The following is a 25188-nucleotide window of genomic DNA, read 5'->3' as shown; positions in this document are numbered from 1 at the left end:
AGTTAATAATGCGCTTTTTGGCTGAATATTTAAGGGTACGGAGAATACCATGACGACACGACAATCTGGCTTTGCACCTGCTGTATCTCCACCGACGTCTACCACGGTTCACACACCGGATAACGCAATTATCGCCGGTGTAACGTCCATACCTTCACAGGGCGATGATATGCCAGCGTATCACGCACGACCAAAACAGACCGATGGCCCCCTGCCCGTGGTTATTGTCGTGCAGGAAATTTTTGGCATTCATGAACACATTCGTGATGTTTGCCGCCGTCTGGCCCTGGAAGGATATCTGGCTATCGCACCAGAACTCTACTTCCGCGAAGGCGATCCCAATGACTTTGCCGATATCCCCACGCTGCTCAGCGGCCTTGTCGCCAAAGTGCCTGACTCTCAGGTACTGGCCGACCTGGACCACGTCGCCAGTTGGGCCTCCCGCAACGGTGGGGATGCTCATCGATTAATGATCACTGGTTTTTGTTGGGGTGGACGCATCACCTGGCTGTATGCCGCACACAATCCGCAGTTAAAAGCAGCGGTAGCGTGGTATGGCAAACTGGTGGGTGATAAGACCCTCAACTCGCCGAAACATCCCGTTGATATCGCCACCGATCTTAACGCCCCCGTCCTGGGACTTTATGGTGGTCAGGACACCAGTATCCCACAGGATACCGTCGAAACGATGCGTCAGGCGCTACGCGCCGCCAATGCTAAAGCGGAAATTGTGGTTTATCCCGATGCCGGGCATGCATTTAATGCCGATTACCGCCCGAGCTACCACGAAGAGTCGGCCAAAGACGGCTGGCAGAGAATGCTGGAGTGGTTCGCGCAATACGGCGAGAAGAAGTAAGTATCGCCAGGCAAACCGATCATCAAAACGGAGGCGTTAGCCTCCGTTTTATTTTTACGCCTGACGCAGATTCTGCGCTGCTTTGACCATGTTAGCCAGCGCGGCACGGGTTTCCGGCCAGCCGCGGGTTTTCAGGCCGCAGTCCGGGTTCACCCACAGACGTTCCGCCGGAATACGCTGCTCGGCCTTCTTCAGCAGAGCCTCAATCCACTCCACGCTCGGGACGTTCGGCGAGTGAATGTCGTACACACCCGGCCCGATTTCATTCGGATAGTCGAACTCTTCAAACGATTCCAGCAGTTCCATATCAGAGCGAGAGGTCTCAATGGTGATCACGTCCGCGTCCAGCGCCGCAATGGAATCCATGATGTCATTGAACTCGCAGTAACACATGTGGGTATGGATCTGGGTTTCATCCTTCGCCACTGCCGCGTTAATGCGGAAGGCTTCTACCCCCCACGCCAGATACGCGGCCCAATCACTGCGGCGTAGCGGCAGACCTTCTCGCAGCGCCGGTTCGTCAATCTGAATAATACCGATGCCCGCCGCTTCCAGATCCGCCACTTCATCACGCAACGCCAGCGCAATCTGCTTCGCGATGGTTTCACGCGTCACGTCTTCACGCGGGAATGACCAGCAGAGAATGGTCACCGGACCGGTCAGCATGCCTTTTACCGGTTTGTCGGTCAGTGACTGCGCGTACTTCGCCCACTCCACGGTGATCGCTTCCGGGCGGCTGACGTCGCCAATCACCACCGGCGGCTTCACGCAGCGAGAGCCATAGCTCTGCACCCAACCGTTCTGGGTAAAGACGAAACCGTCCAGGTGTTCGCCAAAATATTCCACCATGTCATTACGCTCGGCTTCACCGTGTACCAGCACGTCAAGCCCCAGACGTTCCTGCTCAACAATCGCCTGTTTGATATGCTCCGCAATACCGGTGCGATAGTGGGCAGCATCAAGATTGCCTTTTTTGAAGTCCAGACGCAGACCGCGAATTTCGGTGGTTTGCGGGAATGATCCGATAGTCGTGGTCGGCCATGCCGGCAGATTAAAACGGGCACGCTGTGCTTCAGCGCGAACCGGGTAAGCGTTGGCACGCTGGCTGTCCTGCGCGGTGATCGCCGCCAGACGTTTTTCCACCGCGGCGTTATGTACGCGGGTAGAGTGGCGACGCGCCTGGATCGGTGCGCTCCATTCCACAATTGCCGCCGTATCGCCGCTGTTCAACGCATCGCGCAGCAACGCCAGCTCGCCGCATTTTTGCAGCGCGAAGGCAAACCAGCTCTTCACTTCCGCATCAAGCCGGGTTTCCACGCTCAAATCAATCGGGCTGTGCAGCAGAGAGCAGGAAGAAGCCACCCACAGGTCACGTTTCCCGACGATGTCTTTAACTTGCGCATATTTTTCACTGAGATCGGCGCGCCAGACGTTACGACCGTTTACCAAACCGGCTGACAGCAGCCAGTCGGCAGGCAGACGTTGGTGCAGCTCGGCAACGTCATCTTTGCCATGAACGAAATCAACGTGCAGACCCTGCACCGGCAGCGCGGTAATGGTATCCAGGTTCGGCGTTACGCCTTCAAAATAAGTGGTCAGCAGTAATTTTACCTGCCCTGCCAGCGCATCATACGCGGGTTTGAAGGCGTTCAGCCAAACCTGCGGAAGCTCCAGTACCAGCGCGGGTTCATCAATCTGTACCCACTCAATACCGCGTTTCGCCAGCTCAGCCAGCACCTGCTGGTAAACCGGCAGAATGTCATTCAGCAGGGTCAGACGGTCAAACTGTTCGCCCTTCACTTTACCCAGCCACAGGTAAGTTACCGGCCCAAGCAGCACAGGCTTCACTTTGTGGCCGAGCGCCAGCGCTTCGTCCACTTCATCCAGCAGTTGGGTCCAGGTCAGTTTGAACTGCTGACCTTTGGTGAATTCCGGCACCATGTAGTGATAGTTGGTATTAAACCATTTGGTCATTTCTGCCGCCGCCGCGGGCTCACCCGTCGGGGCGCGGCCACGGCCAATGCGGAATAAAGTATCGATATCAACCGAGCCGTCTTTATTTTGATGACGCGCCGGAACGTTGCCGAGCAGCAGGCTGGTGGTTAGCACGTGATCGTACCAGGCAAAATCGCCCACCGGCAGCAGGTCAATGCCCGCCTGCTTCTGCTGATCCCAGTGGCGGGCGCGCAGCTCGCGGCCAACGGCCAGCAATTCTTCACGGGAAGAATTTCCCGCCCAGTAGCTTTCTTGCGCTTTTTTCAGCTCGCGACGCAGGCCAACGCGAGGGAAACCGAGGGTGTGATTCAATATTGTCATTTTTCTTCCTCTCTTATTTTATTGAATCTGAAGCAAAAACTCTAAATAGTTCGGTTTGCAGGAAGGCGGCGACACAACGCATCCCCAGGAGCTTACTGAAGTAAGTGACTGGGGTAAGCGAGGAAGCCAACGTATCTGCAAGCCGAAATATGACAAGTTTTGGACGTCCAGATGTTTACACATCCATAATTGGCGGTTACTGTATATTCCTCAAGCGCAATTTGTTCATGCCGAAGTGAAGGACTTTCATGATCGAGATTAAACACCTGAAAACGCTCCAGGCGTTGCGGAATAGTGGTTCTCTGGCAGCCGCAGCGGCGACGTTGCATCAGACCCAATCCGCCCTTTCTCACCAGTTCAGCGATCTGGAGCAGCGCCTTGGCTTTCGACTTTTTATCCGTAAAAGCCAGCCTCTGCGCTTTACGCCGCAGGGAGAAATCCTGCTGCAGTTAGCCAATCAGGTGTTGCCGCAAATCGGTCGCGCGTTGCAGGCTTGCAACGAACCGCAGCAAACCCGGCTGCGCATCGCGATTGAATGCCACAGCTGTATCCAATGGCTGACGCCCGCGCTGGAGAATTTTCGTGCCAACTGGCCGCAGGTGGAAATGGACTTTAAATCCGGCGTGACGTTCGATCCGCAACCTGCGCTACAGCAGGATGAATTGGATCTGGTCCTGACCTCCGACATTCTGCCGCGCAGCGGATTGCACTACTCGCCGATGTTTGATTTTGAAGTACGCCTGGTCCTGGCGCCGGACCATCCGCTGGCCAGCAAAACCCAAATCACCCCGGAGGATTTAGCCAGCGAGACGCTGCTTATTTATCCGGTACAACGGAGTCGGCTGGATGTCTGGCGGCATTTCCTGCAACCTGCGGGCGTTAGCCCGTCGCTGAAGAGTGTGGATAACACCTTGCTGCTGATTCAGATGGTTGCAGCTAAAATGGGTATCGCGGCTTTACCACACTGGGTAGTGGAGAGTTTTGAGCGCCAGGGCCTGGTGGTAACCAAAACCCTGGGTGATGGATTGTGGAGCCGACTGTACGCCGCCGTGCGCGATGGCGAGCAGCGACAACCGGTCACGGAAGCGTTTATTCGCTCAGCGCGGAATCACGCCTGCGATCACCTGCCGTTTGTACGGAGTGCGGAACGACCCACTTTCGATGTACCCACAGTGAGGCCACTATCACAGCCGCACCAATGATGAAGCTCGGCCAGTGAGGCTGTTGATGCCAGATAGCCAGGTTAACCAACAGCCCGGCCGGCACATGCATATTGTTCATGATGCCCAGCGTACCCGCATCCACCTGAGTCGCGCCGTAGTTCCACATAAAGTAACCAATGCCGGACGCCGCCACGCCAAGAAACACCAGGATGCCCCACTGTAGCGTGGTTGCAGGTATTTTCTGCGCATTACCCAGCATGAACCAGGCCACTATCGCCACCATAAATGCCCCCATGTAAAACCAGGCAAAGGCGTTGTGCTGCGGCATTGGCCGTGTTTCCATTAGACGCTTGTAGCCCACCATACCAATGGCAAAGCTGATATTGGATAGCTGTACCAACAGCAGGCCGATCCAGAAGTGGCTGGTCACCTGGTCGTAACGAATGATCCCCGCACCGATCACCGCCAGCAATGCACTGAAGGCGTAGCTCCAGCGCAGACGACGTCCGCTCATCAGGTCATAAATTAGCGTAATGTAGAGCGGCGTTAGTACGGTAAAGAGCAGCAGCTCTGAAACCGTCAGGTACAGATAGGCGTGAAAACTCAGCATATACATAATGCCAAGCTGCATGGCCCCTACCAGCATATACAGCGCGATCGTTTTTACGCTGTGCCCACGGGTACGTAAAAATGGCAGGAACACCAGCGCCGCCAACCCAACGCGCACCAGCACCGCAAAATAGCTATCGACATGACCGGCAAGGTACTCGCCAAACAGGCTAAAGGAAAAGGCCCACAGAATTGTGGTAATGATGAGTAACGCCACAATGGATGTCTCTTAACAAAAGGTACACCCATTGTAGCGAAGTTTTTAGTTGACAACTGGTCAACTAACGAACGATGGCGTTACTGCAAAAAGAGCTTACGCAGATAGTGCGGCACGGCATCATCGGCGTTGAGTCCAATCACGTCCAGTTCCGGATGAAGATCTTTCAGGCGCTGGTGCGCGTTGCCCATGATGCAGCCTTTGCCAGCCATGGAGAGCATTTCCGCATCGTTCATGCCATCACCGAAAGCGATACAGTCCTTCAGGTTGTAGCCCATCGCTTTCGCCACCGCTTCCAGCGCATGACCTTTCGACACGCCACCAGCCATCACTTCCAGACAGGTAAGCGTAGAGAAGCTGACGTTGACGCGATCGCCCCAGCGAGCGTTAATCGCCTGCTCCAGCGGCAGCAGCCTTTCATGAGAATCGGTGGTAAAAAACACTTTGCTGACGCCTTCAGGCTCCAGTAGCGCAGGTTCAAACAGAGAATAGTTAAATACCGCTTCTTTAAAGAAGCGCATTTCGTCCGGACGATGACGATTCATAAACCATTCATCATCACGATAAACGTTGGTCACGATGTCCGGGTTTGCATTCACCACACCAAACAGGTCGCTGGCAATGTCGCGATCCAGGTTATGGGTAAACACCAGATTCCCGGCAGAATCGTGCACACGCGCACCGTTGGATGTGATCATGTAGGTTTTAATGCCGAGGTTATCGCGAATTTGCCCCACATCAACATGATGACGGCCAGTCGCAAAGACGAAATTAACGCCACGTGCGGTCAATAATTTCAGTGTCTCTTTGGCATAAGGGGACAACGTATGGTCGGGGGAAAGCAGCGTACCGTCTAAATCAGACGCAACAACCTGATACATAAGAAAATTAAACCTCTAGGCAAAGCGGGTTCCGCTGGATGAGTTATGCTTGTCGAAAAATTCGACAATAGCGTTAAGCGCGACTGAGCGCATTGCGTCCTTTTCAAAAAGGATCTCATGGTACGCGCCTTTAATGACAAGCGGCTGACCTCCCTCTACAGGATGGCCCGCTGCGGCGCGGAGTTCACAAAAGCGATCGTGCATACGGTTATCCACCAAACGCTCTTCTTCAGCCTGAATCAGTAATGTTGGCGTCGCGTCATCCCCCGCCCCGGCCAGGACCTGTTCACCCGCCAGAATCCCTTCACGTACCCAGTGGTAGGTGGGACCGCCCACGCGCAGCCGAGGTTCATCGGCATAGAAGCGTAGATTGCGCCGATAGCGCTGTCGACTGTGGGTTACCGCATTCATCCCGAATGGCAGCGCCCGCCAGCGCCCGGTCCCCATGGCATAGCCCTCGCGGATCCGTGGATGCCCTTCAGCCCAGTCCAGAATTTGACGCACCATCCAGTCGGGAAAGCGCATCACAATACCAAACATCGGCGCGCAAAGCGCAATGGCATCACACTGATTCGGATGACGCTGCAGGAACAACGTGGCAATCGCCCCGCCCATAGAATGCGCCAGTATATAGCGTTTTCTCCACGGACCGGGTAACACTTCCTGCTGCCAGAAAGCGGTTAAATCGTCGACATAGTCATTAAAGTTATCCACATGACCGCGATGCGGGTCCGAAAGCATACGCCCGGAACGCCCCTGGCCACGGTGATCGATAATGAGAACGTCAAAACCAGAATGAAACAGGTCATACGCCAGTTCAGCGTATTTCACATAGCTTTCAATGCGTCCAGGACAGACGACGATGACACGATCGTTTTTCTCTGCGTGAAAACGAACAAAGCGTACGGGAACATTATCTACGCCCGTAAATTCCGCCTCTTCCCGCTGACGCCAGAAGTCTGTCAGTGGTCCCATGGAAAAAGCAGCAAACGCGTTTTCTCTTGTTTCCCAGTCTTTTTGCTGCTGAAACATCGGGTATCCAGCCTCGTTGACCAAGTAAAATCGTTTTTTTTGCCATGTCTGATACAACGTACCGACAGTAGCGTATTGTGGCATAAAAATAGACAATCCGGGAGTTTCTCATGACCTTTGAATGGTGGTTCGCCTACCTGTTGACCTCTATTATTTTGAGCTTGTCTCCAGGCTCTGGCGCAATCAACACCATGACCACCGCCATCAGCCACGGTTATCGCGGTGCCAGCGCATCGATTGCGGGTCTACAGACCGGGCTGGGCATTCATATCGTTTTGGTTGGCGTAGGGCTGGGAACGCTATTTTCACGTTCAGCGATCGCGTTTGAAGTGCTGAAGTGGGCGGGTGCGGCGTACCTGATTTGGCTGGGGATCCAACAATGGCGCGCGGCGGGCGCTATCGATCTGAACACCATGGCGAATACGCAATCGCGCAGCCGACTGTTCAAACGCGCGGTCTTTGTAAATCTGACCAACCCCAAGAGCATTGTTTTTCTTGCCGCCCTGTTCCCGCAGTTTATCTTGCCACAGGAACCGCAGGTGATGCAGTATGTGGTGCTTGGCGTCACGACCATCGTGGTCGATATTATTGTGATGATCGGTTACGCGACGCTGGCTACGCGCATTGCTGGCTGGATTAAGGGGCCAAAGCAAATGAAAGCGCTGAACAAAGTGTTTGGTTCACTGTTTATGCTGATAGGCGCCCTGCTGGCGTCGGCAAGGCATGCCTGATAACGGTGCCGGATGGCGTTAGCGCTTATCCGGCATGAAGGGAGCTTAGCGCGAAATAATCAGGTGGATACCGAAGCCCGCGAACAGCGCGCCGGCAAAGCCATCAATCCACTTCGCCAGACGCTGATAGCCGCGACGCATCTTCGGAAGTGCAAACAGGCTGGCGACCACTGTGAACCACGCCAGCGTTTCCACGATGATCAGCGCGAAAATGCCCCATCGCGCGCCTGTTCCTACGCTATCGCCAACAAACAATGAAAACACGGAGCCAAAATAGATAATGGCTTTCGGGTTGGCGAGGTTGGTCAACAGACCTTTTAAAAAGCTGCGTCCGCTCTGTGCCAGCTCAACCTGTGGGGTAGGGGCCGCTACGTCCTGTTTTTTAAACGCGCCGCGCAGCATCTGGTAACCCATCCAGCACAGATACAGACCGCCGCCCACCATGATAATGGTATGCAACCAGGCCATTTTTTCGATAATCAGATGCAGGCCAAGCAGCGCCACGCCAGCCCAGACCATGACGCCACAGGTAATACCCAGCACGCCCATCATGGCTTCTTTGCGCGAACGGCTAACGGCCGTTTGAGAAACAAAGAAAAAATCGGGACCGGGACTCATCAGCGCAACGATATGCACCAACGCAACGGTGAAAAATAGCGTTAACATAAAAATGACTCGCGGGGGAATAGTTCAGTGAGTCACCATCCTGGCACTTTTTTGCCTCGCTGACTACTCTTCGTCGTCACCATCAACATGCGCGCGAATAAGTGCCATAAACTCTTTGCCAAAACGCTCAAGTTTACGCATTCCCACGCCGTTGACGCTCAGCATTTCGCTCGGCGAAACCGGCATCTGCTCGGCCATTTCAATCAACGTGGCATCGTTAAAGACGACATACGGCGGGATATTCTCTTCATCGGCAATCGCTTTACGCAGCTTACGCAATTTGGCAAACAGTTTGCGATCGTAATTGCCGCCGAAGGATTTCTGCATAGCGCGCGGTTTCAGCGCCACGATTCGCGGTACCGCAAGCTGCAACGGGACTTCGCCGCGCAGCACCGGACGCGCAGCTTCAGTGAGCTGTAACGCGGAGTGTTGGGCAATATTCTGTGTTACCAGGCCCAAATGAATCAGTTGACGAATCACACTCACCCAATGCTCGTGGCTTTGCTCACGGCCAATACCATAGACCGGCAGTTTGTCATGGGCCAGCTCACGAATGCGCTGGTTATTCGCCCCGCGTAGAACTTCCACGACGTAACCCATACCAAAGCGTTGGTTAACGCGGTAGATCGTCGACAGCGCTTTGCGCGCATCCATTAACCCGTCGTACTGTTTTGGCGGGTCGAGACAGATATCGCAGTTACCACACGGCTCCTGACGCCCTTCGCCAAAATAATTCAGCAGAACCAGACGACGACAGGTTTGCGCCTCGGCAAACGCCCCCATCGCATTGAGCTTATGACGTTCGATATCCAGCAGCTGTCCGGCAGGTTTCTCTTCGAGGCAACGGCGGAGCCACGCCATATCAGCCGGATCGTAAAACAGCATCGCTTCCGCCGGCAGGCCGTCACGTCCGGCACGGCCGGTTTCCTGATAGTAGGACTCAATGTTACGCGGGATATCAAAATGCACCACGAAGCGCACGTTGGGTTTGTTGATCCCCATGCCGAACGCCACGGTCGCCACCACAATTTGCAGGTCATCGCGCTGGAATTTTTCCTGCACCTCGGCGCGCACGCTGTTTTCCAGCCCGGCATGATAGGCTCCCGCGCTGATGCCACGACTTTGCAGGCGCGCAGCGGTGTCTTCGACTTTGGCGCGGCTGTTACAGTAAATAATGCCGGACTTACCACGCTGTTCCTGCACATAGCGCATCAGCTGATCGAGCGGCTTAAATTTCTCCATCAGCATGTAGCGAATATTCGGGCGGTCAAAGCTGCTGATCTGAATTAACGGATCGTTGAGGCCCAGCAGACGCACAATGTCCAGCCGGGTGGTTTCATCCGCGGTCGCGGTCAGTGCCACAAACGGCAGGGTTGGGAAACGCTGACGCAACTGGCCCAGCGCAGCGTATTCCGGACGGAAGTCATGTCCCCACTGCGAAATACAGTGCGCTTCATCAACTGCCAGCAGCACCGGATTCCAGTGTCCAAGATGCTCAAGGAAGTTATCCAGCATCAGGCGCTCAGGGGCAATATAAAGCAAGCGAACCTGCCCGCTGCGACAGCCGGCCATCACCTCAAGCTGCTGTTCACGACTTTGGGTGGAGTTCAGGCACGCCGCCGCCACGCCGTTGGCCAGCAGTTGATCGACCTGGTCTTTCATCAGGGAAATCAGCGGCGAAACAACAACGGTGAGTCCGTTGAGTAATAATGCGGGAATTTGATAGCACAGGGATTTGCCGCCACCGGTGGGCATAACGACCAGACAGTCGCGACCAGAGAGCACGGTGTCGATGATTTCTTCCTGGCCTGGGCGAAACTGTTGGTAGCCAAAGGTTTCCTGTAAAACCTGTTTAGCGCCCATTTCCAGATTCAACACTTCCGCCTGCGCCACATTAACCCCATTAACCTGAAATAAAAACAGGCGCTATTTTCAGCGCCTGAGAGAGAAACTGCAATGATTAAAATACTCTCAATATCCGTTAGAAGATATCGTTAAGCATTACGCCGACGCCAACACGGGTTTGATTGAAGTTGTAGTCAATCAGCGATTCGCCGTAACCACTGTAGACCTGGGTGTAGAGACGAACATGCTTCGTAATAGGATAGCTTGCCCCTAACTCTGCGCCGCCGTAGCCGGTGTTCCAGTTGTACTGCCCTTTCACGCTGATAACGGCATCGCCCAGGTGATACCCCATTTTCAGCTGATAATAGCCCATGTATTTGGTGATGTCGGGGTTATCATCGGTACTGCCAATGACGTACCACGGCTTTACTTCCACCAGCCAGTTGCCGTTTTCTGCCATCAGGCGGGTATACAGGCGGTTCCAGCTACGTGAAGTGGGGTCGGAGCGCCCGTTGGAATCATGGTTGTAACCCATTTCGACATCACGTAGCGTCCACCCGGCAAAGCGATAGTCGGTGGCGAAACCAAGGAACAACTGCGGCTCGTAGTTGGTTTCGCGAAACGGTGAAGATTCTTCACTGTTAGAAAGCTGCCACCAGGATTTCTGCGTATAGGAGCCGCCAAGAACCGAGTTCGGACCAAATATTCCTCGCCAAAGGGGAAATGCCAGGCTTAGCTGAAACTTCACCTCATCTTTGCGCGCATTGTCCGACCAGCTATAGCTGCTGATCGCCTCTTTGTTCATGTCGCTGGTATTGGTGTAGATAAGGTAGTTGGTGTCATAAGGGTAAAGCGTGAAAGGGTTGTCATGCTCTTGCAGCATATTAGCGATGATACTGCCCCGAACTGCTGGTGCATCATGAATCTCTTTTACTGTCGCTTCCTGCGCATACGCGGTCAACGGCAGCATGACTGCTGGTAGTAACCATCCCAGAATCGCCCGCATCGGTAATGTTCTCCTGAACCAAAATATTGATGAATTGTATAATTTTCTGACAAGCATTCTACATACTTAGCTCGCTCCTCGTTAGTTATCCCGTCCTAAAGTAGAAAACAACAAATAATAAGCATAATATCAACATTTCATTAACCGATAAGGTATTAAGATCGTATGTCTGCTGTACTGACCGCTGAAGAAGCCCTGAAGTTAGTGGGTGAAATGTTTGTTTATCATATGCCGTTTAACCGTGCGCTGGGGCTGGAACTGGAACGCTATGAAAAAGAATTTGCGCAATTAGCGTTTAATAATCAACCGATGATGGTCGGGAACTGGGCGCAAAGCATTTTGCATGGCGGGGTGATCGCCTCAGCACTCGACGTCGCCGCCGGACTGGTGTGTGTAGGCAGCACGTTGACCCGTCACGAAACGATCAGTGAGGACGAACTGCGTCAGCGCATGTCACGTATGGGCACCATCGATTTACGCGTTGATTACCTGCGCCCGGGGAGAGGGAATCGCTTTACCGCTACCAGCAGCCTGCTGCGGGCGGGTAATAAAGTAGCCGTTGCGCGTGTGGAACTGCATAACGAAGAACAGCTCTATATCGCCAGCGCAACCGCCACTTATATGGTGGGGTAAGCGCTTAAAAAAAGGTAAACTGCTGTTACATTTCTGCAATGAGTTTTCCCGATGGATGCTAAACAAACGCGGCAGGGCGTGTTACTCGCTCTTGCTGCCTATTTTATTTGGGGTATCGCTCCCGCCTACTTCAAGCTGATTTACTATGTCCCGGCAGATGAGATCCTGACGCACCGCGTCATCTGGTCATTTTTCTTTATGGTGGTGCTGATGAGCATCAGCCGCCAGTGGTCGGGTGTTAAAACGCTGCTACAAACGCCAAAGAAGATCTTCCTGCTGGCGCTCTCTGCGGTGCTCATTGGCGGAAACTGGCTGCTGTTCATTTGGGCGGTCAATAATCACCATATGCTGGAAGCCAGTCTCGGCTATTTTATTAACCCGCTGGTGAATATCGTGCTGGGGATGCTTTTCCTCGGCGAGCGCTTTCGTCGCATGCAGTGGCTGGCGGTACTGTTAGCCGCCTGCGGCGTACTGGTACAGCTGTGGACCTTCGGCTCGTTGCCGATAATCGCGCTGGGACTGGCGTTCAGCTTTGCTTTTTATGGTCTGGTGCGTAAGAAGATTGCCGTTGAAGCACAAACAGGTATGTTGATTGAAACCCTGTGGCTCTTACCCGTGGCTGCAATCTATCTGTTTGGCATTGCGGATAGCCCAACCAGCCATATGGGGCAAAACCCGATGTCGCTCAATCTGCTGCTGATTGCCGCGGGTGTCGTGACCACTATTCCGCTGCTGTGCTTTACCGGCGCAGCGACCCGCCTGCGTCTTTCCACGCTGGGCTTCTTCCAGTATATCGGACCCACGTTGATGTTCCTGCTGGCGATCACCTTTTACGGTGAAGTGCCGGGAGCGGATAAAATGGTCACGTTTGCGTTTATCTGGGTGGCGCTGGCGATTTTCGTGATGGATGCGATTTATACCCAACGCAGAACGCGTATGGGGATGTGAATGCTTTTTGCCTGATGGCGCTACGCTTATCAGGCCTACGGGTTCTGTAGGCCTGGTAAGACACCGCCATTAAAGCCAGTTCTTACGTTTGAAGTACAGATACGGCGCCAGACCAGCGAGCATCATGAAGACAATCGCGCCAGGATAACCGAAGCTCCAGTGCAGTTCCGGCATAAATTCAAAGTTCATCCCGTAGCTGGAAGCCACCAGCGTCGGCGGCAGAAACACCACCGAGACCACCGAGAAGATCTTGATAATGCGGTTCTGCTCAATATTGATAAAGCCCATCGCCGCCTGCATCAGGAAGTTAACCTTCTGGAACAGCGATTCGTTATGCGGCAGCAGAGACTCGATATCGCGTAGGATCTCACGCGCCTGCTCCAGTTGACCACCCGGCAGACGCGCTTTACGCACCAGGAAATTCAGTGCGCGCTGGGTATCCATCAGACACAGGCGTACCTTCCAGCCGATATCTTCCTGTTCCGCCAGCGTGGAAAGCGCTTCGTCATACTCATCGCCCTGACGCCCTTCCATGATCACACGGCTGAGTTTTTCCAGGTCGCTATAGATATTTTCAATCTCATCCGCCAGCTGTTCAATTTTGGTTTCGAACAGGTCGAGCAGCAGCTCGTAAGCGTTGCCATCCACCATCGCCTGGTTACGTGCGCGCATGCGATACAGACGAAACGCCGGCAGTTCGCGTTCACGCAGAGTAAACAAGCGACCTTCACGAATGGTAAATGCAACGGTTGAGTTACCCGCGTGATCGTCGGCGTCTTCATAGAAGAAGAAGGAGTGAATGTGCAGACCATCTTCGTCTTCAAAAAAACGTGCGGATGCTTCGATATCTTCCAGTTCAGGGCGCGTGGCCAGGTTCTGGCCCAAGTCCTTTTGCACACGGTTTCGTTCTTCGTCATCCGGCTCGACTAAATCGACCCAAACCGAACTGGCCAGGTGCTCGATCTCGTCTGCCTCAAGGCGAGTTAACCGATTGTTTTCCAGTTGAAATGCGCTCAGCATGACCGGGACTCCCAATGCAAAAAATTATCGGACAGTTCGGAGGGCACACAGAAACAAATTGGGTTTCAGACCATTAAACAGCCTGACTCAGCGCGACGGGAAAAAAACAGAAGGTCGCTGACAACCGCGAAGGCTATCAGCAAAAAGGGATAGCCTTAGGAGTTGATCCTGGATGACAGGATAATGAGCCAGTATCTACTGGGTGTGTCCAAGGCGAATGTCCTCTTAGCGTAATCGTGCGCGCATGTTACGCCAGCAAAATTTTGACGTCAACACGCAACGGATGGCGAAAAAGTAATAATTTCCCCTTATACAGAAAGGTTAGCAGAGGGGAATTATTTATCTATGATTTCAGAATATTAACCGGCAGATAGCCGAATGGCGGCTTCGCCTTATCCGGCCTACAAATCAAAATGTTACCTGGTCACCAGGCCCGATAAGCGCAGCGACATCAGGCGATCACACCGTTTCCAGTCTTGCGTAAGCCGCCACCAGCCATTTGATCCCCTGCCCCTGGAACGCGACCTGCAAACGACTGTGCTCGCCGCTTCCTTCGAGGTTGACGATGGTGCCCTCGCCGAACTTCGCGTGGCGTACCCGCTGGCCAAGTTTGTAGCCGGTATCGTTTTCCGCCATTGGCGTGCCCATCCGCTGATGGCTCACCGGACGGCTAACCGTGGCGCGCAGACGCACCTCTTCAACGCACGCTTCCGGCAGTTCGCCAATAAAGCGCGACGGACGATGGTAAACCTCTTTGCCGTACAGACGGCGCGTTTCGGCGTAGGTAAGCGTCAGCTTTTGCATCGCGCGGGTCACGCCGACATAGGCCAGGCGACGTTCTTCTTCGAGACGTCCGCCTTCATCCAGCGACATCTGGCTCGGGAACATGCCTTCTTCCATCCCCACGATAAACACCTGCGGAAACTCCAGCCCTTTCGCCGAGTGCAGGGTCATCAGTTGTACCGCGTCCTGCCAGGTATCCGCCTGTCCTTCGCCCGCTTCCAGCGCCGCATGAGACAGGAACGCCTGCAGCGGCATTAAGTCTTCGTCTTCTTCGTTGTAGCTGAACTGGCGCGTTGCCGTCACCAGTTCATCTAAGTTTTCGATACGCGTCTGACCCTTCTCGCCTTTTTCCTGTTCGTACATCATGCGCAGGCCGGAATCTTTAATCACCCGGTCAGTCTGCACGTGCAGCGGCATATCGGCAGTCTCTTGTGCCAGCGCGTCAATCAATTCCATAAAGCGCTGTAAGGCGCTGGCGGCGCGACCGGCCAGGGCTTTTTCCTGCAGCAGTTCACGACAGGCCTGCCACAGCGTTAGCTGGCGGTCACGCGAGGTCTGGCGCACCACATCTAAAGTACGATCGCCAATCCCGCGGGTTGGCGTATTCACCACACGCTCAAACGCGGCGTCGTCATTGCGGTTAGCGATCAGGCGCAGGTAGGAGAGCGCGTCTTTGATTTCCTGGCGTTCGAAGAAGCGCATCCCGCCATAGATACGATACGGCATGCTAGCCTGTAGTAAGGCTTCTTCCAGCACGCGCGACTGGGCGTTGCTGCGATACAGAATGGCGCATTGTTCCAGCGCGCCGCCGTTGTCCTGCCAGGTTTTGATGCGATTGACCACAAAGCGCGCTTCATCAAGTTCATTGAACGCGCAATACAGCGAGATCGGCTCGCCGTCGACGCCGTCGGTCCACAGTTTTTTACCCAGGCGCCCGTTGTTATTTTCAATCAGGGCGTTAGCTGCGCTCAGAATATTATTGGTCGAGCGATAGTTCTGCTCCAGACGAATGGTTTCTGCGCCCGGGAAATCGTTGAGGAAGCGCTGAATGTTCTCCACCTGCGCCCCACGCCAGCCGTAGATCGACTGATCATCATCGCCCACGATCATCACCTTGCCGGTGTCGCCCGCCAGCAGACGGATCCAGGCGTACTGAATGTTGTTGGTATCCTGGAATTCGTCCACCAGGATATTGGTAAAGCGTTCGCGGTAGTGCTGCAGAATGTGCGGCTTGTTGAGCCACAGTTCATGGGCGCGCAGCAGCAGTTCGGCGAAATCCACCAGCCCCGCGCGATCGCACGCTTCCTGATAAGCCTGATAGACCTTCTGCCAGGTCTGTTCGACCGGGTTGCCGTAGCTTTGCAGATGGTGCGGGCGCAGCCCTTCGTCTTTCTGGCTGTTGATAAACCACATAGCCTGACGCGGCGGCCACTGCTTTTCGTCCAGGTTCATCGCCTTGATCAGGCGCTTGAGCAGACGCAGTTGGTCCTCGCTGTCGAGGATCTGGAAGTCCTGCGGCAGGTTGGCATCCATATGGTGCGCGCGTAACAGACGGTGCGCCAGACCGTGGAAGGTCCCCACCCACATTCCGCCCTGGCTGGTTCCCATGATCTGACCAATACGGTGGCGCATTTCCGCTGCCGCTTTGTTGGTAAAGGTCACCGCCATAATAGAGTACGGCGAGTTGTTCTCTACCGTCAGTAACCAGGCGATACGGTGCACCAGTACGCGAGTTTTACCACTCCCCGCGCCTGCCAGAACCAGCATGTTGCTGCGTGGCGCGGCCACCGCTTCACGCTGTTTATCATTAAGGCTGTCGAGCAGGTAAGAAACGTCCATTGGCACCGCCGCGTAAAAGTAGGTAAGGCGGAGAAGCGTAGCGCCATCCGCCAAAAAGCTGGGTATATATACAGAGTTCTGCTGGTGATTATATCAGCGAGGTCAGAGATGCCAACTGTGAAATTTCGATATGCGGCAGCAAACGGCTGTCTGCAGTTTGCATCAGGTCGGCATTTTCCGGTTTGATCCAGCAAGCCTGCATACCGCAACGAATAGCGCCTGCAACGTCTGTCGTCAGGTCATCGCCCACATGCAGAATCTCACCCACTGGCATTTTCAGTTTATCCGCCGCCAGCGCGTACATGTCGCTGAACGGTTTCGATCGCCCATCGGGACCGGCGCGCAGCACAAATTCAAAGTAATCGCCCAGACCAAACAGCTCCGGCTGTGCGTTACCGTTGGTGATCGCCACCAGCGGCCATTTGCGGGCCAGCGCCTTCAGCGTGTCATGCGTCGATTGCGGAACATCAATGCGGCTACGCCATTTGGCAAAATTCATCATCGCCGCATTCGCCCCCATCAAGGCTTCTGCCGCTGACAGACCTGCCTCCAGCATAGCGCGCTCTACGGCGCGGTGACGCCATTGGGTAACGTCGTGATAGATTTCCGGCTCAGCGTCGCGAACGGCCTGACGTAAGCGCTGTAGGTCGCTATTTTGCAGCGAATTCAACGCCGGGTGGTAATTCTGTACAAACGCGAGCGCTTCCTGCTCGGTGCGTTTGATAACGGGACGGTTATCGTAAAGGGTGTCATCAAGGTCAAAGGTGAGCGCAGAAATACGCCCCAAAGGCCGGTAAAAACGCATTATTTCCCCCGTTTGGCGCGCGGATGCGCCGCATCGTACACTGAAGCCAGGTGTTGAAAATCAAGATGGGTATAGATTTGGGTGGTCGAAAGATTGGCATGCCCCAATAACTCCTGCACCCCGCGCAGATCGCCGCTAGACTCCAGCATATGCGTCGCAAAAGAGTGGCGCAATTTGTGGGGATGGACGTGGCTGTTCAGCCCCTGTTTGATACCCCATTCCGCAAAGCGTTTCTGCACGTTACGCGCAGAGATGCGCTTGCCCAGTTTAGACAGGAACAACGCATCGTCATCCCCGCCAAATAAACCGCGCAGATCCAGCCAGTGCTCAATCCACGCCACCGCATTGCGGCCGATCGGCAGACGACGTTCTTTACTGCCCTTGCCCATCACCCACACTTCGCCGGTGTCGAGATCGAGATGTTTAATATCCAGCCCAACCAGTTCAGATAAACGCAGTCCCGCGCCGTACATCACTTCCAGCATCGCCCGGTCGCGCACGGCAAGGGGATCGTTGAGATCGATATCCAGCAGACGATTAACGTCATCAACGTCGATATTTTTAGGTAAGTGACGTGGCGCTTTCGGCGCGGAAACGCTTTTTGCCGGATTGGCTTTCAGTTCGCCCTGATTAACCAGCCAGTCGAAGAAACTGCGCAACGCGGAGAGGCGCAGCGCCAGACTCGCCGGCCCCAGCCCTTTACGACGGCTGCGCACGGCAAAACTGCGTACCATTGCAGCATCACATTGTTGCCAGCTTTGCAGACCGGTTTCTCCGGCTAACGCAATGATGGCATCAAGCTGACGCTGATAATTAAGCAATGTGATCGGGCTAAGCTGGCGCTCAACGCCCAGATAGCGCAAAAAGCGCGCCACATCCTGAGAAAGGGGTGAATCGGTCATACGCGTTCAATCCAGCGCTCCAGCAGCTCCGGCAACATCAGCGAGATTTCCTGCAATAGCTGCGTACCCTGTCCCTGCTGATAATGATTAACGTCACGACTGCTGAATAACATCACGCCCAAGGAACCATCTTGCCCCAGCATCGACATCGCCACCGAACCTATCGCTTTCGCCTCCGGCATCATGACCAACAGTTCCGGTCCATTGAGTGGGCCAAGATAGTGCTGCGACTGGCCCAGACGCTGAATACGCAACGGTTCAAAGGCCTGGCGGCTTAATGCCAGATGCGTAAATTTTGATGGCGCACCGAGTCGCCACCGGTCCGGAAACAGACGAACCGTCGCGCCGGCCAGCCCCAGCTCACGCGCCCAGCGATGAAATCGCATCAGCATATCGTCAAGACTGCTGGCCGACACCAGGCGGCTTTGCAGATTTAGCAGACGATAGAACAGGCTTTCATTGGCGTTGGCTTGTTCCATCAATAACGCCATGTTCTCTTCAAGCACATTAATATGATTACGTGCCCGCGCCATATGCCATTCAACTAAAGAGATCGTGCCCCGCACCGGGTGTGGGACGCGCATCGCTTCAACTGCCCGGGCATTACGGATAAAAAACTCAGGATTACGTTGCAGGTAATCGACGACCGCTCGATCGTCGAGCTCCATGAGCGTTTCCTGTAGTTCTTCCCCTGGTTGCTTCATAAGTGAATAAATCCGTCGTAGACATGTGCCGCCGGGCCAGTCATATACAGCGGATGACCCGGACCTTTCCAGGCGATATCAAGTCGACCGCCAGGTAACTCCACCCTCACCTCTTCTGCCAGCAGGCCCTGCTGAATACCTACCGCAACAGCGGCGCACGCACCGCTGCCGCAGGCCTGAGTTTCGCCCGCCCCGCGCTCGTAGACGCGCAGCCGGATATGCTCGCGCTTTACCACCTGCATAAAGCCGATGTTGGCACGTTCTGGAAAGCGTTCGTGGTTTTCCAGCACCGGTCCCAGCGTTTCCACAGTGGCCGTATCAACATCATCAACCTGAATTACGCAGTGCGGATTCCCCATTGAAACCACGCCGCACAATACTGTCTGTTCGGCCGCGCGCATAATATAGGTCTTCTCTGCTTTGTTGGCGCGAAACGGAACCTGCGAAGGCTCAAAGTTGGGTTCCCCCATATTCACCCGCACCAGCTCGTCGTCGGTTACGGTTAATACCATACGACCATTCGCGGTACTGACGCGAATATCACGCTTATTGGTCAGCCCTTTCAGGCGAACAAAACGGGCAAAACAACGGGCGCCATTGCCACACTGTGACACTTCACTGCCGTCGGCATTAAAAATACGGTAGTGGAAATCCAGCTCCGGATCATACGGAGGTTCAACCACCAGCAACTGATCAAACCCAACGCCGAGATGCCTGTCGGACAGGCGGCGGATCAGCTCTGGTGAGAAAAAGACATTCTGCGTTACCGCGTCGACGACCATAAAATCGTTGCCAAGGCCATGCATTTTAGAGAATTGCATCATTCACTCCGTTCACGCGGGTACAGAAATGTAAATCTATTCCTGCCGTCAGTAATTCACCTGAGAAGGGCCGTCGCTAATCCCACGATCGTTTTTCTCGGGCGTGGTGGATTGCGATTGCGGCTGAACGCTCTTGGTCGGAGGCGGCGCGGTTTTATCTGCTGGCGGGAAATAGAGCGGGCCTTTTAGCCCACAGCCCGTCAGGCTGAACAGAGTTAAAATGACAGCGAGTGGCTTTAACACGTTTTTCATTATGGATTGCCTGTAAAGTTCATGCTTTCTGTTTTCTATCATCGCAGGAGAAGGCGTAAAAGCAAGAGTTAGCCTGTAATCTGCAACGCGTTTTGTTTCAGGTTATACTGCCCTCATCACGAAAAACAGGATAAGAAAATGAACGACAGTGAATTTCATCGCCTTGCTGACACCCTGTGGATGACCATTGAGGAGCGTCTGGACGACTGGGATGGCGACAGCGATATCGATTGTGAGATCAATGGCGGCGTGCTGACCATCAGCTTCGAAAACGGCAGCAAAATCATTATTAACCGTCAGGAGCCGCTGCACCAGGTGTGGCTGGCGACCAAACAGGGCGGCTACCACTTTGACCTGAAAGGCGACGAGTGGATCTGCGACCGTAGCGGCGAAACGTTCTGGGATTTGCTGGAGCAGGCAGCAACGCAGCAGTCGGGAGAAAAGGTGGGCTTCCGTTGATTTATTTGCCGGATGAGATGTGCTTATCCGGCCTACTGTAGGCCCGGTAAGGCGTAGCCGCCACCGGGCGAAAAGCCTCAGGAGAAATACTGCTGCAACATCGGCGTGTCGTTATCCTGATTAGCTGGCGGGACTGGGTTGAGCGGCTGGGTACGGAACGGAATCACCTGCGCACGTCCGTCGGTTTTCACAATCTGATAGAACTGCGGCAGGTTAAAGTTGATGAAGCTGGAGCCGTAGGTGAAGCGATCGTGCGACGATGAATAGAAGCGGCTGACATCACGTACCAGCTCTTCTTTGCTTCCCTCGCAGTGGTGATACACCTCCGCACGGTTACTCTCATCCAGTATATAAATATTAAAGCCCTGCTCATCGCCCGTTTCTTCGAAAAAGAACTGAATGATCCCTTCACTGGCAAAGCCGTCCACCACAGAAGGGAGTTTCACATGGTTCGTTTCAACCTGGACGGAAAGGCCGTGCAGTTTGTTGTGTGAAATCGCACCGTAGAATTCGATGGCGTTTTCCAGTTTCTGTACCGATACGTTCAGACGCTCGAAGAACAGTCCCCACGTCTGACCAGACACGCGCAGCGCTTTGAAGCGCCCGGTTTCCTGGCGGGTGCTGGAAAGGCGCAGCTCGATACACTCAGAGACCAGTTGCTGCACGCGGGTACGGATTAATCCACGCAGATGCTGGCTATAGCAGAACACTTCGACGCTATCCGGCGGCGCGGCATCCTGGTGCATTTTGCCCAGAATTGTTTTTAACGCTTCAATCATCGCCTGCTCGCCGTTGAAGTGCAGCGTACGGACTTCATTCCACGAGTTGCGATACAGCAGGTCGACGCTTCCTACCAAGCAATTTTGCTCTTCGCCAAAGCTGAAGACGTCCAGCTTGCGGAAATCAAAATGCACCACCTGATTACGGAATGCGGCCGTTGGGTCATATTCAAGGTTAACGATAATCGCCAGATGGCGAATTTCACACGGGCTGTAGAGCGCTTTCGGCGTGGGTGCCGGCAGGCGCAGCGGGAAGTGGTGCGATACATCGGCGACCATCTCCTGCAACTTCGGCAAATCGACAATGCCGTTGCCCTTAATAAACAAATGCGTACGCGATGTCAGCAGACCGTTGAACCAGGCCCACGCCACCAGCTTATTGAGATAGCGGTTATATTCCAGTGGCTGATGGCTGATGATAGAATCCATATTTGGTGCGCGGTTGTAGAGATACCAACCCGAACGGTTGGCGCGGCCCGGCGGCACATGGATAAAGGTCAGGTTCGGTTCTGAGAGGTCTGGAGATATCTGCGGGTTCACCAGCGTTACCTTGCCCGGCAACGCTTCAAACGCGGCATACAGCTTACGGGTCAGCACACCGATATCCTGCGGACTGGCGCTAACGCTGAGGTTATTGCGCCGCGCAAAGCGGATCAGATTACGATAGCTCTGCATCATCGCATCAAGCAGTTCGTTATGCGCTTCACGTACCTGATCAATCTTCCAGTTAGCGCGGTTATCCAGCATTGTCAGACGAGCTTCGTCCCAGCCCCATTCCTGCACTAACTGACTTAATACTTCACGACGCCAGCCCACGCAGGCGCGCTCGCGGCTCAGTTTCTCACACACTTTTAAGTAGAAACATCGACGCACTAAATCCAGACGCGTCGGGTCTTCGATCGCCGTGAGATATTCGGTAACACGCTCCAGCATCATGCAGTAGGGATCGAGACCAAAAGAGACGATCTCGCCATCGTGCAGGCGCTGTTTAATGTCTTTCGCCAACAGGCGAGGATTGGGATATTCCCAGGAATAGGCTTCCAGCAGCAGCGTCTTTAGCACTGCTTTGTACGGGGAATCGATACTTTTGTACAGCTGCCAGAGGCTGGCGCCAAAGTACTCTTCGGCGGAGAGCGAACTGAGTCCGCCGAGATCCAGCCATTCGTTTGGCGTTAACACCCCCTGTGCGTAGAGCTTCATGACGTAATCGTCGTAATGCTCTTCTTCGTCGCCCGGCACCATATTCCACAGAATACGTTTGCCCGCGAGGCGCACAGCGGTGCGATAGAATTCATCAAGCAACAGGATATGCTGCGTCGAGCCACAGTCTTCACCACCGAGACTTCCGCTTTCATTGTGACGGAAACGGTTTTCATCAATCAGGAAGAAACTGACTTCCACGCCCAGCGAAGCGGCCCAGCTTTCGAGCAGGCTACATTTACGCTGCAACAGCTGGCGCTCTTCGCTATCCAGCCAGGATTGGTGGCAGACCCAGATATCAAGGTCGGAAGAACAGCTTTGCCCTACCGAAGAGGTACTGCCCATTGAGTAAACACCAGTGATCGGCAGTTCGCCCTTGGGAGGTTCCTGCGGTGACATGCCGCGGTACAGTTCCAGTTCGTTGAGGTAGTGGCGTTGGGTTTCATCAGGCGTGTAAAAGCATATGCCTTTGGGAACGTTACCATCGAGGTAACCCGGCATCAGAGGGTGGTGGTAGTGCAATAATGTCGGCAGCAGACTGTATACCTGCTGGAAAGCAGGCCCCATGGCAGCAAGCGCGCGATCCACACGCAGTTGATTTATGGCATCCAGTCTCTGTTTCAGAGTCTCAATATAGAGGTACAAGACGTATCGCCTGATGTTGCTATCCGTCATGTTGTCGATTACTGCGGCGCAAGCGCTCACAATTAATCGTCATCAATTCGGATAAACCGTATGTCAAAAATAACCGTTACCTGTTTTTCGCCCGTATTTTTTTGTGCGGTACAGCCGAAAAAATGGTCTAAAACGTGATCAATTTAACACCTTGCTCATTGACCGTAAAGAAAGATGCGCTACATACAAGTGTAGCACCGTTCGTTACGTGTAAATTCCTTCATACGGTCGGAAGGTTTCTCGTCATTATTCACTGCCACTGATGATGCAGCAGCTTTTCCTCTCACTTACGTTTGAGCGTAACGCTGACATCCCTTTGATAAGGATGTTAGGATGGTCAATGATTGATAATGACGGTAACAAGCATGTTAGACAATGTTTTGAGAATTGCCACACGCCAAAGCCCCCTTGCGCTCTGGCAGGCACATTATGTCAAAGACGCTTTAATGGCAAATCACCCCGGTCTGATCGTGGAACTGGTTCCTATGGTAACCCGTGGCGATGTGATCCTTGATACCCCGCTGGCGAAGGTCGGAGGGAAAGGGTTGTTTGTTAAAGAGCTGGAAGTCGCGCTGCTGGAAAAACGCGCCGATATCGCCGTGCATTCCATGAAGGATGTGCCGGTTGAATTCCCTGACGGTCTTGGACTGGTCACCATTTGCGAGCGAGAGGATCCGCGTGATGCTTTCGTCTCAAATAAGTACAACACGTTGGATGACCTTCCCGCGGGTAGTATTGTCGGGACATCCAGTTTGCGTCGCCAGTGCCAGTTGGCAAAGCGTCGCCCGGATCTCGTCATCCGTTCGCTGCGCGGTAACGTTGGTACGCGCCTCGGCAAACTCGATAACGGCGATTATGACGCCATTATCCTGGCGGTGGCCGGGTTAAAACGTTTAGGGCTTGAGTCGCGAGTCCGTACCGCACTGCCGCCGGAAGTATCCTTGCCCGCAGTCGGGCAAGGCGCTGTTGGCATAGAGTGCCGACTGGACGATATGCGCACTCAGGCGCTGTTAGCGCCGCTCAATCATGAAGAGACCGCACTACGCGTAACAGCCGAACGCGCCATGAACACCCGCCTCGAAGGGGGATGTCAGGTACCTATCGGCAGCTATGCCGAACTCATCAACGGTGAGATTTGGCTACGCGCGCTGGTCGGCGCGCCTGACGGATCGCAGATGGTATGCGGAGAACGTCGCGGCGCCCCGCAGGATGCAGAAAAGATGGGCATCTCTCTGGCAGAAGAGCTACTGGAAAACGGTGCGCGCGCCATTCTGGCTGAAGTTTATAACGGAGAAGCACCCGCATGAGTATTCTGGTCACCCGCCCGTCTCCCGCAGGGGAAGAGTTAGTGAGCCGTCTGCGCACACTGGGGCAGGTGGCCTGGAGTTTTCCGCTCATCGAGTTTTCCCCGGGTCGGGAACTGGCAACACTCGCCTCCCGACTGTCGGCGTTGACGGATAACGATCTGGTTTTTGCCCTCTCGCAGCACGCTGTCACCTTTGCCGATGCCGAACTTCAGCAACAAGGGAAAAGCTGGCCTTCCCTTCCGCATTATTTTGCCATTGGCCGCACAACGGCGCTGGCGCTGCATACTGTTAGCGGCTGCAATATTCACTATCCTCTGGATCGGGAAATCAGCGAAGTCTTGCTACAATTACCTGAATTACAAAATATTGCGGGAAAACGCGCGCTTATTTTACGCGGCAACGGCGGTCGGGAACTGATAGGTGAAACCCTGACGGCGCGCGGAGCCGATGTTGATTTTTGTGAATGTTATCAACGCAGTGCAAAAAATTACGATGGTGCGGAAGAAGCAATGCGCTGGCAATCTCGCGGCGTGACCACGGTGGTGGTCACCAGCGGAGAGATGTTACAACAGCTCTGGTCGCTCATTCCGCAGTGGTATCGTGAGCACTGGTTACTACGCTGTCGGCTGCTGGTCGTCAGTGAGCGTCTGGCGCACCTCGCCCGGGAACTGGGCTGGCAAGATATTAAGGTCGCTGATAACGCCGACAACGATGCGCTACTACGCGCATTACAATAACT

General features: G+C 54.3%; 24 protein-coding genes. 8 read left to right on the top strand and 16 right to left on the bottom strand.

The genetic code is table 11. From position 1 onward, the window contains the following. The first annotated feature begins 49 nt into the window (after positions 1-49). A complete protein-coding gene (locus FDX14_RS00895) occupies positions 50-856 on the top strand; it encodes a dienelactone hydrolase family protein (protein WP_061381042.1) in 807 nt (268 codons plus the stop codon). A 54-nt stretch (positions 857-910) separates the two neighbouring features. Here FDX14_RS00895 and metE read toward each other — a convergent pair whose 3' ends face one another. Beyond that, entirely contained in the window at positions 911-3172 is a 2262-nt protein-coding gene (gene metE / locus FDX14_RS00890) for a 5-methyltetrahydropteroyltriglutamate--homocysteine S-methyltransferase (protein WP_137348867.1), read from the bottom strand. A gap of 248 nt (positions 3173-3420) precedes the next feature. Here metE and metR point away from each other — a divergent pair, with 248 nt between their 5' ends. Then, the gene (metR, locus tag FDX14_RS00885; protein ID WP_038634477.1) at positions 3421-4374 is read left to right on the top strand and encodes an HTH-type transcriptional regulator MetR; all 954 of its coding nucleotides are present in this window, start codon (positions 3421-3423) and stop codon (positions 4372-4374) included. Here metR and FDX14_RS00880 read toward each other — a convergent pair. The 3 genes from FDX14_RS00880 to pldB form a co-directional block, all read right to left on the bottom strand. After that, positions 4262-5161, bottom strand: a complete 900-nt coding sequence (locus tag FDX14_RS00880; RefSeq protein WP_137348866.1) for a carboxylate/amino acid/amine transporter — start codon at positions 5159-5161, stop codon at positions 4262-4264. The genes metR and FDX14_RS00880 overlap by 113 nt on opposite strands. Positions 5162-5241: 80 nt before the next feature. Next, on the bottom strand, positions 5242-6042 hold the full coding sequence (gene yigL / locus FDX14_RS00875) for a sugar/pyridoxal phosphate phosphatase YigL (RefSeq protein ID WP_042313992.1): 801 nt from the start codon (positions 6040-6042) through the stop codon (positions 5242-5244). Positions 6043-6057: 15 nt separating this feature from the next. Next, the gene (pldB, locus tag FDX14_RS00870) at positions 6058-7074 is read right to left on the bottom strand and encodes a lysophospholipase L2 (RefSeq protein ID WP_137348865.1); all 1017 of its coding nucleotides are present in this window, start codon (positions 7072-7074) and stop codon (positions 6058-6060) included. Between the two features lie 110 nt (positions 7075-7184). Between pldB and rhtB the strand changes: the two genes are divergently transcribed. After that, on the top strand, positions 7185-7805 hold the full coding sequence (gene rhtB, locus FDX14_RS00865) for a homoserine/homoserine lactone efflux protein (RefSeq protein WP_042313996.1): 621 nt from the start codon (positions 7185-7187) through the stop codon (positions 7803-7805). Between the two features lie 45 nt (positions 7806-7850). Here the strand turns inward: rhtB and rhtC are convergent, their stop codons facing one another. The 3 genes from rhtC to pldA form a co-directional block, all read right to left on the bottom strand. Then, positions 7851-8471 carry a threonine export protein RhtC gene (gene rhtC / locus FDX14_RS00860; RefSeq protein ID WP_061381047.1) on the bottom strand — a complete coding sequence of 207 codons (621 nt, stop codon included), beginning with the start codon at positions 8469-8471 and terminating at the stop codon, positions 7851-7853. Positions 8472-8534: 63 nt separating this feature from the next. After that, positions 8535-10364, bottom strand: coding sequence for an ATP-dependent DNA helicase RecQ (gene recQ / locus FDX14_RS00855; RefSeq protein WP_042314000.1), 1830 nt, complete (start codon positions 10362-10364; stop codon positions 8535-8537). An 88-nt stretch (positions 10365-10452) separates the two neighbouring features. Further along, on the bottom strand, positions 10453-11322 hold the full coding sequence (pldA, locus tag FDX14_RS00850) for a phospholipase A (protein WP_042314001.1): 870 nt from the start codon (positions 11320-11322) through the stop codon (positions 10453-10455). A 165-nt stretch (positions 11323-11487) separates the two neighbouring features. Here pldA and yigI point away from each other — a divergent pair, with 165 nt between their 5' ends. Both yigI and rarD read left to right on the top strand, forming a co-directional pair. Further along, positions 11488-11955 carry an acyl-CoA thioesterase YigI gene (gene yigI / locus FDX14_RS00845; RefSeq protein ID WP_003017917.1) on the top strand — a complete coding sequence of 156 codons (468 nt, stop codon included), beginning with the start codon at positions 11488-11490 and terminating at the stop codon, positions 11953-11955. 51 nt (positions 11956-12006) lie between these two features. Next, positions 12007-12903, top strand: coding sequence for an EamA family transporter RarD (gene rarD / locus FDX14_RS00840; RefSeq protein ID WP_137348864.1), 897 nt, complete (start codon positions 12007-12009; stop codon positions 12901-12903). Between the two features lie 69 nt (positions 12904-12972). Here rarD and corA read toward each other — a convergent pair whose 3' ends face one another. The 8 genes from corA to lptM all read right to left on the bottom strand — a co-directional run bounded on the left by corA (position 12973) and on the right by lptM (position 20029). Next, on the bottom strand, positions 12973-13923 hold the full coding sequence (gene corA / locus FDX14_RS00835; protein ID WP_038634499.1) for a magnesium/cobalt transporter CorA: 951 nt from the start codon (positions 13921-13923) through the stop codon (positions 12973-12975). Positions 13924-14078: 155 nt separating this feature from the next. After that, positions 14079-14135: a YsgD/CorL family protein gene (gene ysgD, locus FDX14_RS25270; protein WP_212723238.1), complete on the bottom strand. Its 57-nt coding sequence runs from the start codon at positions 14133-14135 to the stop codon at positions 14079-14081. A gap of 247 nt (positions 14136-14382) precedes the next feature. Then, a complete protein-coding gene (uvrD, locus tag FDX14_RS00830; protein WP_038634502.1) occupies positions 14383-16545 on the bottom strand; it encodes a DNA helicase II in 2163 nt (720 codons plus the stop codon). A gap of 88 nt (positions 16546-16633) precedes the next feature. Beyond that, positions 16634-17350 carry a 5-amino-6-(5-phospho-D-ribitylamino)uracil phosphatase YigB gene (gene yigB / locus FDX14_RS00825; RefSeq protein ID WP_042314011.1) on the bottom strand — a complete coding sequence of 239 codons (717 nt, stop codon included), beginning with the start codon at positions 17348-17350 and terminating at the stop codon, positions 16634-16636. Next, positions 17350-18252, bottom strand: coding sequence for a tyrosine recombinase XerC (gene xerC, locus FDX14_RS00820; RefSeq protein ID WP_006686068.1), 903 nt, complete (start codon positions 18250-18252; stop codon positions 17350-17352). The genes yigB and xerC overlap by 1 nt, the downstream gene beginning before the upstream one ends. Next, complete coding sequence (locus FDX14_RS00815) at positions 18249-18956, bottom strand: DUF484 domain-containing protein (RefSeq protein ID WP_038634510.1); 708 nt, start codon at positions 18954-18956, stop codon at positions 18249-18251. The genes xerC and FDX14_RS00815 overlap by 4 nt, the downstream gene beginning before the upstream one ends. Beyond that, on the bottom strand, positions 18953-19777 hold the full coding sequence (gene dapF, locus FDX14_RS00810; RefSeq protein ID WP_042314013.1) for a diaminopimelate epimerase: 825 nt from the start codon (positions 19775-19777) through the stop codon (positions 18953-18955). The genes FDX14_RS00815 and dapF overlap by 4 nt, the downstream gene beginning before the upstream one ends. Positions 19778-19825: 48 nt before the next feature. Beyond that, the gene (lptM, locus tag FDX14_RS00805; protein ID WP_032940199.1) at positions 19826-20029 is read right to left on the bottom strand and encodes an LPS translocon maturation chaperone LptM; all 204 of its coding nucleotides are present in this window, start codon (positions 20027-20029) and stop codon (positions 19826-19828) included. Positions 20030-20167: 138 nt separating this feature from the next. On the opposite strand from lptM, the gene cyaY reads away from it, so the two are divergent. After that, positions 20168-20488 (top strand): iron donor protein CyaY, encoded by a 321-nt coding sequence (cyaY, locus tag FDX14_RS00800; protein ID WP_042314014.1) that lies wholly within the window; start codon positions 20168-20170, stop codon positions 20486-20488. Between the two features lie 77 nt (positions 20489-20565). Here the strand turns inward: cyaY and cyaA are convergent, their stop codons facing one another. Next, positions 20566-23112, bottom strand: coding sequence for a class I adenylate cyclase (gene cyaA / locus FDX14_RS00795; RefSeq protein ID WP_079225747.1), 2547 nt, complete (start codon positions 23110-23112; stop codon positions 20566-20568). A 395-nt stretch (positions 23113-23507) separates the two neighbouring features. On the opposite strand from cyaA, the gene hemC reads away from it, so the two are divergent. Continuing rightward, positions 23508-24449, top strand: a complete 942-nt coding sequence (gene hemC / locus FDX14_RS00790) for a hydroxymethylbilane synthase (RefSeq protein WP_042314016.1) — start codon at positions 23508-23510, stop codon at positions 24447-24449. Then, a complete protein-coding gene (gene hemD, locus FDX14_RS00785; protein ID WP_042314019.1) occupies positions 24446-25186 on the top strand; it encodes a uroporphyrinogen-III synthase in 741 nt (246 codons plus the stop codon). Before hemC ends, hemD begins: the two co-directional genes overlap by 4 nt. Positions 25187-25188 lie beyond the last annotated feature (2 nt).

Origin of the sequence: Citrobacter sp. wls710, from assembly GCF_005281115.1 — a bacterium.
In the GTDB taxonomy this organism is placed as follows: domain Bacteria; phylum Pseudomonadota; class Gammaproteobacteria; order Enterobacterales; family Enterobacteriaceae; genus Citrobacter; species Citrobacter werkmanii.
Note: the sequence above shows the minus strand (reverse complement) of the source record. Positions and strands in the feature narration are given on the sequence as shown.

Coding starts and splice junctions, on each gene's coding strand:
- metR (WP_038634477.1), top strand. CDS start 3,421: ATGATCGAGATTAAACACCTGAAAACGCTCCAGGCGTTGCGGAATAGT.
- hemD (WP_042314019.1), top strand. CDS start 24,446: ATGAGTATTCTGGTCACCCGCCCGTCTCCCGCAGGGGAAGAGTTAGTG.
- dapF (WP_042314013.1), bottom strand. CDS start 19,777: ATGCAATTCTCTAAAATGCATGGCCTTGGCAACGATTTTATGGTCGTC.
- xerC (WP_006686068.1), bottom strand. CDS start 18,252: ATGACCGATTCACCCCTTTCTCAGGATGTGGCGCGCTTTTTGCGCTAT.
- uvrD (WP_038634502.1), bottom strand. CDS start 16,545: ATGGACGTTTCTTACCTGCTCGACAGCCTTAATGATAAACAGCGTGAA.
- pldA (WP_042314001.1), bottom strand. CDS start 11,322: ATGCGGGCGATTCTGGGATGGTTACTACCAGCAGTCATGCTGCCGTTG.
- cyaY (WP_042314014.1), top strand. CDS start 20,168: ATGAACGACAGTGAATTTCATCGCCTTGCTGACACCCTGTGGATGACC.
- rhtC (WP_061381047.1), bottom strand. CDS start 8,471: ATGTTAACGCTATTTTTCACCGTTGCGTTGGTGCATATCGTTGCGCTG.
- pldB (WP_137348865.1), bottom strand. CDS start 7,074: ATGTTTCAGCAGCAAAAAGACTGGGAAACAAGAGAAAACGCGTTTGCT.
- yigI (WP_003017917.1), top strand. CDS start 11,488: ATGTCTGCTGTACTGACCGCTGAAGAAGCCCTGAAGTTAGTGGGTGAA.
- FDX14_RS00895 (WP_061381042.1), top strand. CDS start 50: ATGACGACACGACAATCTGGCTTTGCACCTGCTGTATCTCCACCGACG.
- FDX14_RS00815 (WP_038634510.1), bottom strand. CDS start 18,956: ATGAAGCAACCAGGGGAAGAACTACAGGAAACGCTCATGGAGCTCGAC.
- corA (WP_038634499.1), bottom strand. CDS start 13,923: ATGCTGAGCGCATTTCAACTGGAAAACAATCGGTTAACTCGCCTTGAG.
- yigB (WP_042314011.1), bottom strand. CDS start 17,350: ATGCGTTTTTACCGGCCTTTGGGGCGTATTTCTGCGCTCACCTTTGAC.
- hemC (WP_042314016.1), top strand. CDS start 23,508: ATGTTAGACAATGTTTTGAGAATTGCCACACGCCAAAGCCCCCTTGCG.
- yigL (WP_042313992.1), bottom strand. CDS start 6,042: ATGTATCAGGTTGTTGCGTCTGATTTAGACGGTACGCTGCTTTCCCCC.
- lptM (WP_032940199.1), bottom strand. CDS start 20,029: ATGAAAAACGTGTTAAAGCCACTCGCTGTCATTTTAACTCTGTTCAGC.
- metE (WP_137348867.1), bottom strand. CDS start 3,172: ATGACAATATTGAATCACACCCTCGGTTTCCCTCGCGTTGGCCTGCGT.
- rhtB (WP_042313996.1), top strand. CDS start 7,185: ATGACCTTTGAATGGTGGTTCGCCTACCTGTTGACCTCTATTATTTTG.
- rarD (WP_137348864.1), top strand. CDS start 12,007: ATGGATGCTAAACAAACGCGGCAGGGCGTGTTACTCGCTCTTGCTGCC.